The 6,448-nt window shown below is 42.1% G+C and carries 8 protein-coding genes and 1 pseudogene; 5 read left to right on the top strand and 4 right to left on the bottom strand.

What is annotated here, in order from left to right; all coding sequences use genetic code 11:
* Positions 1-425 precede the first annotated feature (425 nt).
* Entirely contained in the window at positions 426-1,412 is a 987-nt protein-coding gene (hemB, locus tag O9332_RS16930; protein ID WP_002759384.1) for a porphobilinogen synthase, read from the bottom strand.
* A gap of 620 nt (positions 1,413-2,032) precedes the next feature.
* On the opposite strand from hemB, the gene O9332_RS16925 reads away from it, so the two are divergent.
* Positions 2,033-2,398: a phasin family protein gene (locus tag O9332_RS16925; protein ID WP_002759385.1), complete on the top strand. Its 366-nt coding sequence runs from the start codon at positions 2,033-2,035 to the stop codon at positions 2,396-2,398.
* Between the two features lie 59 nt (positions 2,399-2,457).
* Complete coding sequence (locus tag O9332_RS16920; protein WP_002759386.1) at positions 2,458-2,838, top strand: hypothetical protein; 381 nt, start codon at positions 2,458-2,460, stop codon at positions 2,836-2,838.
* A 79-nt stretch (positions 2,839-2,917) separates the two neighbouring features.
* On the opposite strand, the gene O9332_RS16915 is transcribed toward O9332_RS16920, so the two are convergent.
* The gene (locus O9332_RS16915; protein ID WP_002752187.1) at positions 2,918-3,067 is read right to left on the bottom strand and encodes a hypothetical protein; all 150 of its coding nucleotides are present in this window, start codon (positions 3,065-3,067) and stop codon (positions 2,918-2,920) included.
* A 339-nt stretch (positions 3,068-3,406) separates the two neighbouring features.
* Positions 3,407-3,619, bottom strand: a complete 213-nt coding sequence (locus O9332_RS16910) for a hypothetical protein (RefSeq protein WP_223212999.1) — start codon at positions 3,617-3,619, stop codon at positions 3,407-3,409.
* A gap of 28 nt (positions 3,620-3,647) precedes the next feature.
* Between O9332_RS16910 and O9332_RS16905 the strand changes: the two genes are divergently transcribed.
* The 3 genes from O9332_RS16905 to O9332_RS16895 all read left to right on the top strand — a co-directional run bounded on the left by O9332_RS16905 (position 3,648) and on the right by O9332_RS16895 (position 5,647).
* Positions 3,648-4,373, top strand: a complete 726-nt coding sequence (locus O9332_RS16905) for a hypothetical protein (protein ID WP_196219828.1) — start codon at positions 3,648-3,650, stop codon at positions 4,371-4,373.
* A gap of 180 nt (positions 4,374-4,553) precedes the next feature.
* Positions 4,554-4,799, top strand: a complete 246-nt coding sequence (locus tag O9332_RS16900) for a hypothetical protein (RefSeq protein ID WP_043999086.1) — start codon at positions 4,554-4,556, stop codon at positions 4,797-4,799.
* A gap of 59 nt (positions 4,800-4,858) precedes the next feature.
* Positions 4,859-5,647: a hypothetical protein gene (locus tag O9332_RS16895; protein WP_002759392.1), complete on the top strand. Its 789-nt coding sequence runs from the start codon at positions 4,859-4,861 to the stop codon at positions 5,645-5,647.
* A gap of 238 nt (positions 5,648-5,885) precedes the next feature.
* Here the strand turns inward: O9332_RS16895 and O9332_RS16890 are convergent.
* Positions 5,886-6,167: pseudogene (locus O9332_RS16890) on the bottom strand (retron system putative HNH endonuclease); the annotation flags it as partial.
* Positions 6,168-6,448 lie beyond the last annotated feature (281 nt).

Here is a 6,448-nt window from a genome sequence, read left to right as displayed (position 1 = left end):
TGAGGTGGCCAATTACCTAATTTTCAGGGAAAAAGTGCCTAAATTTCCCCCCGATCACTCCCAGATCCAGTACTTTTTGATTGACAAAAGGTCTAAAAGTCTTACCCAACAAAGTTTTTAGATTTATTCAGCCAGCCCTATGTAGTTGCTGGAATGAGAGGTTATCTACCGCTCCTGAACTCAATCGTTGGAAAGTATTTTGGCTCTTCTGGTTTCTGTGTGGAAACGAGGTCTATACTGATAGAATATCCGCAAAGTAGTCCTAAAAGTCTTGCCAAATAAGCACTTCAGGATTACATAAGCAAAAATTGTCACACAAAAAATTCGAGAAGAGCCAGTATTTTTTTCAGGTAATCCCTAGAATTAAGAGTAGCAACCTCACCACCCCCTTATCCTGATCGGCATGGTGGGTTCAATCATCAAGTTTAACCCTCTGCTAACCAGCGCACGGCATCCTTAGCGTGGTAGGTTAAGATAATATCGGCACCCGCCCGTTTAAAGCTAGTTAGAGTCTCTAAAGTCACTCGTTTTTCGTCAATCCAGCCATTTAACGCCGCCGCTTTAATCATTGAATATTCCCCCGACACATTGTAGGCAGCCACGGGTAAATTAGTCATTTCCTTGATTCTCCAGATAATATCCAGGTAAGATAGAGCAGGTTTCACCATTAACATATCTGCCCCCTCTAATACGTCTAATTCCACCTCTTTTAAGGCTTCCCTGGCATTACCCGGATCCATTTGGTAAGTTCTGCGATCGCCGAATTGGGGGGTAGAATCAGCCGCATCCCGAAACGGACCATAATAGGCAGAGGCATATTTAGCCGTATAGGAAAGAATCGGTGTATCACTATAACCCGCCTCATCCAATCCTTGACGAATTGCCTGCACAAAACCATCCATCATTCCCGACGGTGCAATGATATCCACTCCCGCTTTTACCTGGGAAACGGCAGTTTTTTGCAATAATCCCAGAGTGGGATCGTTTAACACCCTGCCGGTTAAATCTCCCGTTTGCAGATAACCACAATGACCGTGGTTGGTATATTCACACAAACAAGTATCGGCGACAATGAGTAGATCGGGAACTGCCTCTTTAATCGCTGTGGCCGCTTTCTGCACAATACCATGATCGTGCCATGCTCCCGTCGCCTCTGTGTCTTTACTTTCCGGCAGCCCGAATAAAATAATCGCTGGGATTCCTAAATCCCGCACTTCCTTGGCTTCGTCAACAATTTTATCGATTGATAATTGGTACACCCCCGGCATCGATTTGACTTCCCGGGCAATACCTTCCCCCGCCGTGGCGAAAAGAGGATAGATAAAGTCATTGGCTGTCAAGACGGTTTCACTCACCAGACGGCGCATTTGAGGGGTTTGACGCAGACGACGGGGGCGATGAATAGGAAACATAGTTTTTTGTGATTAAATCGGGAATCTTGTCTCGATTCTTTAGTTTAAATCTTTGCTGAGGATGAACACAAATCGATTCAGCCGGCAGCCAGCTGCCGGCAGCTATCCGCAATATTTAGTTATTTTGAGCTTAATCAAACTATTTAGGTCAAAAATGACCTGATGAGGCTCTATCGTCGTTTTGAGGGCGAAAAACCAGCAATTTGACTAAAATTTAATCTTTATAGCGATCAATTTTGGTGTCGCCACCACCGCATCTATTTACAAAACTTTACCTCATCAGTTATCAGTTACCAGTTACCAGTTATCAGTTATCAGATGTGATACTAAATCCGTTTATTAAAAACTGATTATTTATTCTCCCTTTTGCCTCTTGCCTTTTGCATGAGTGCCTCTCCTCATAACTAGCTTATACTCAACGGATTTAGTATGAGTTTTCAGTTCACCGATGGCTCTCTTGGATATTGGCTGAAAAATGTTCACGGTGTTACATTAGCGGCGCAAGCGTTCACTGATTACTGTTTACTGTTCACTGTTCACTCACTCCCAAAACCCATCTCCATTTGGGAGAAGGATCGTTTATTCTAGGAAGTAAGAGCGATCAATTCAGGATTTTTGCTATGGCGAACTTAGGTGATTTAGTCAAAAAAGCAGTTTATTTGGGCGTAGGCATTGCTACTTATGCCGCCGAAAAAGCTGAAGTAAATTTACAAGAATTAAGAAATCAAGCCCAAAAATTAGCCGATGAGATGATTTCTCGCGGCGAAATGACGACGGAAGAAGCGAGGAAATACGTTGATGAGTTGGTGAAACAGGCACAACAGCAAACGGTGGCAGGTAATGAATCTAATATTCCCCATGAACCCCGACGGATAGAAATTATTGAAGATGAGGAAGACAGCAAAGCAGCCGAGCCAAAAGTAGATGAATTGCGGCAAAAGGTGGAACGTCTTCAGGAAGAATTACGGAAACTACAACAGGATTAAAACCTAGATTTTAGCGACAAATAATTAATTATTACCAGACAAGGGACGCAAGTATAAACATGGACGATTGGCAGAAAGATTTTTGGGAAGTGATCGAAACTGTGGCACTGGGAATTGAAAATTTTTTCCAAGAAGTTACCCAAACTATCGAAGAAATCAATGAAGAAATTATCATCGATCTGGAACAGTTTATTCAAGAGGTTTTACCCCAGGAATTAGAGGAATTTTTTAACCTCGATGAATACCCCTTTTCGGAATTAGATGAACCCTCGGATTTTACCCTCACTCCTAAAGTTAACCCCGATCCTAACACCCATCCTGCTTGTATCGGTTGCCGTAATTATCACGGTTATATCTACGGGGGTAATCTTCTCGTCTGCGGTTTCCATCCCTACGGTTGGGATAGTGATAGTTGTCCCGATTGGCAAGCAGAGGATTAATTATTTTCCTATAAAATCAGGTAGGGTTATTATCCCTACCCATAACCCTTATCTCAAAGCAGTTATCTGTCATTTTTAGTTAAGAATTACCCTTGGGAGCATGGTAAGGTTCAGAATCAAAAGGCTGCATCCCCACATCGGGATATTCGTCATTGTTGGGACTAAAAATGCGAGCAAAAGCCTCTGTTAGGTACTGGACAAAATTGTGTAACGTATCCTTGATATTCATTGCTTTTCTCTCCGACTCTCGACAATAATCTCTGTTTCGGATCAGGTTGATTCACCCCTCCATCCCCATTATCTGGTCAGAATCTCATCAATTGTTGACTTTTGAGATAATTCTTGAATAATCTTCATAAGACTTGATATTTTTTCTTGTTTATCTAAACTTTTATAATAATCCTTGTATTTTTGTAAAGGAAAAATTATTCAATTAAATCGCTGAACAGATATTTGATTGTTGTCCAGAAAGGACGGCTCTTCTCGACTTTGTGTGATAATTTTTGCTTATAGAATCGTGAAATATTTACTGGGAAAGACTTTTAGGAGTATTTTGCTGAAGAAACTATCAGTATAGACCCCGTTTCCACACAGAAACCAGAAGAGCCAAAGGACTGTATCTTTGTTGAGCATCTAAGCATAAATATCCATTGACAAAAACTTTTAATTGAGCATTATCTATCTCCTCATCCAAAAAAGGCTCGATGGCTGCCTTACGAAGTGCCTTGATTTGGTTGAGGTTTAATCCCAACTTTTCGATAGTATTAAAAGATGGGGTCACTAAAATAGATTCAGGTAAATAGTTAATCGTGAATATAAGCTTTTTACAGTTGTTTTTTTTCGGGGCGATCTCGCTAACCCTAACTTTCACCCTCGGCTATGTTAGCCTGAGAGCGATCTCGCGCTTTACCGTCAAGGAATGTATGGCCCTTGCTGGTGCTTCGGGAATGGCTTTACAATCGGCGATCGCTTTCGTTAATTTTCTTTGTGGCTTTTCCGGAAGAACTTTTTTCCTGTTAGCGACGGCTGGTTTATTTATTATCTCTCTATGGTTACTGACGCGACAATTGTGGCAAGCGGAAGAAAGAGAAAACTATAGATGGCTATACCTAGCGATCTTGTTCTGGCTCGTCCTGCTAGGGATGCAATTCTTCGTCGTGCTTTACAGTGGGGGATTTTACTACGGGGATTGGTGGATGCACTTCGATATCGCTCAAATTTTTTTGGGACTTCAGAAAACCGATACGGTTTACTTTGGAACTTATAATGTTACTTCTAGAACTCCTTTATTCAATCTGTTTTCTAGTTATTATCTGGCACTTTTAGAAAATTCATTTGCGGTTTATCAAATTACTGCGATTTTACCAGGAGTATTCCTGACCCTCCTAATCCCCCTCTTTCTGCGTCCGTCGTTAATTCCGTTAGCCTTTTTCCCCGTGGCTTTCAGTCCCTATTTGAGTAATATGATCACCTACCCGTGGCCGAAGGTATTGGCCACGGTCTATATCTTAACTGGCATCTATAGCGTTTCCTAAGCTAGTGAGGTACACCTATTTTTCTTCCCTTTTGCCTTTTGCCTCTTGCATGAGTGCCTAAAACCCATAACTTTTGTACCTCAGCAGACTGAAAAACGCTATATAGCGTTTCTGATTCACAAGAGGTACATTCCCGATCCTGAACAGCTTAATCAGCAAAGGTTTAAGTGTGCCGCACAGATGCGAGAACCGCTATATTTCTATCTCGACTTGAGAAACAATCCCCGCACAAGAGTCTATTCCCTTTCCGGGATTGGCTGTGGAGTTAGTTGGGGATTAGCCTTTCTCAGTCATCCTTCCGCCATACTCTATGTTATCGCCCCGATCGTCGATAATCTATGGGTAAATCGTAAAAATTTAGCTCTTGTCGTCCGTCAGTTATTTTTTCCGTTAATCCTAATGATCGCCGTGTGTCTTCCCTGGTAAGCTAAACGGCGCTTAACCTGCATGATCCAACAGCTATAACCCTTTTGGAGTCTATATCGGTGATCCGAAGTAAAAGCCGTTTAGCTTATTTATGGGGAATCTCTCACTTCGGTCTCGCCTCTATCTTCCAGACGGCAATGGGAACGACGGGGGGTGCGACTGCGAGCGTTAGAATTTCCGATGCTTTAAACAATGCCTGGTCTAGCGTTTATCCCCTCGAACTTTCCGATGCGGTTCAAGATCGAATCCAGAAAGGCCCCGGAGAGGGTGGCGAGTATTACACCTTACGCTATCGGCTGTGGAATTCATGGTTTCGCTTGTATTTTAGTGTTTTAGCTGGCTCTATAACGATAACCCTGAGCGCTGTCCTTCTGACGGTTTTCGGGAAACGAGTTTTCGGAAAAGTTCAGGGTAAACCTTTGTTTCCCAGATCATTTTTAGTATCGGTACTTGTAATCGGTTTTTTGGGAGTTTGTTTCCTGCAACCCGGATTTCATTGCGGGGGAATTATCGGCGAGAGTATGACTCCTATTGTGGTTCTGTTGCTCTTGATCGTTACCGAATATCTGGCCATGTTACCCGTGAGACTGAAACAGTTAATTCTCTTCACTATCGTGGGAGAGTTCGTTCTTTCTCGGGGGATTCACTTGTTATTTCTCGGTGCGGAAAAAACGGTAGTTTGGGATGGAAATGCCGATCTAAAAACTAACTATAGTTTACAATTCGCCCGGGATCTGATCGGTACTCCGATCGGCTTATTTATGGCGATAGTTGCTTTAATCATTTTCCTGGTGATCGGTTGGAAAACCGTATTGGAAGGCGGTGATCCTGGAGAATCCTTGCAATAACGATTATACCTTCTAAACAGGATTTAGTATGAGAGCATCCCAATTGACAACTGGCCAATTTTGTGAACCGCTTGCTGGCGAGCGAGTGGAAGGAACCACAGAGACACAGAGGACACAAAGATTGATCGCTTCCATATAAGTTAAACTGAACACACAAAAAATAAGAGAGCCGTACCTTGAGTTTATTGAGGTTTAATCCCAACTTTTCGATAGTATTAATTGCTGTTTGAACATCTTCTTGTGCGGGTTTAATTGTACCATCATCATTAAAAGCAAAGTGAGACTCACAATCGGGATTGAGTGGAGAGATTAAGAGATTTTCATCAAACCAGTTATCTTTTAGATTACCACAGTGCCGAGGTTCACCAGTCCTAAGATTTGCCTGACAGGAACATAGCAAATTGGCATAATCTAAGGGATCAACAGTGGGATCACTTTGAGGTTTAAAATGTTCTAAACCCCGACCAGCTAGAGAACTGGAGTTTTTTGACAAAAGCAGATAGACTAAATCTAGACTCACCGTTCGCTCAAATTTTTGAACTCGACCTTATTATCATGGCGAAAAAAGCTTACAGCATAAAGTTTTCAGAAGACCTAGCGGTGGTTAACTTGGAGAAAATTAATCCAAGGCGATCTCGGGTAATGATTGGGTAGTAGTGGCGTAGCTCTCTTGCTTACCTGGTATGAATTGTGTAAAATATTTATTAATAAAAATAATTGGAACCCGCTCAGTCTTTAAACCTCTAGCTTGCTCATGACTTTTCTGATAAATATCTTTTTCTGGCTCCTGTCTGGCTTACT

The organism is Microcystis sp. LE19-10.1B, from assembly GCF_027530565.1.
GTDB classification, from domain to species: domain Bacteria; phylum Cyanobacteriota; class Cyanobacteriia; order Cyanobacteriales; family Microcystaceae; genus Microcystis; species Microcystis aeruginosa.
Note: the sequence above shows the minus strand (reverse complement) of the source record. Positions and strands in the feature narration are given on the sequence as shown.

Bases quoted from the DNA above. Each gene is read 5' to 3' on its own strand.
- O9332_RS16900 (WP_043999086.1), top strand. From the start codon at position 4,554: ATGCGAGAACCGCTATATTTCTATCTCGACTTGAGAAACAATCCCCGC.
- hemB (WP_002759384.1), bottom strand. From the start codon at position 1,412: ATGTTTCCTATTCATCGCCCCCGTCGTCTGCGTCAAACCCCTCAAATG.
- O9332_RS16925 (WP_002759385.1), top strand. From the start codon at position 2,033: ATGGCGAACTTAGGTGATTTAGTCAAAAAAGCAGTTTATTTGGGCGTA.
- O9332_RS16915 (WP_002752187.1), bottom strand. From the start codon at position 3,067: ATGAATATCAAGGATACGTTACACAATTTTGTCCAGTACCTAACAGAG.
- O9332_RS16920 (WP_002759386.1), top strand. From the start codon at position 2,458: ATGGACGATTGGCAGAAAGATTTTTGGGAAGTGATCGAAACTGTGGCA.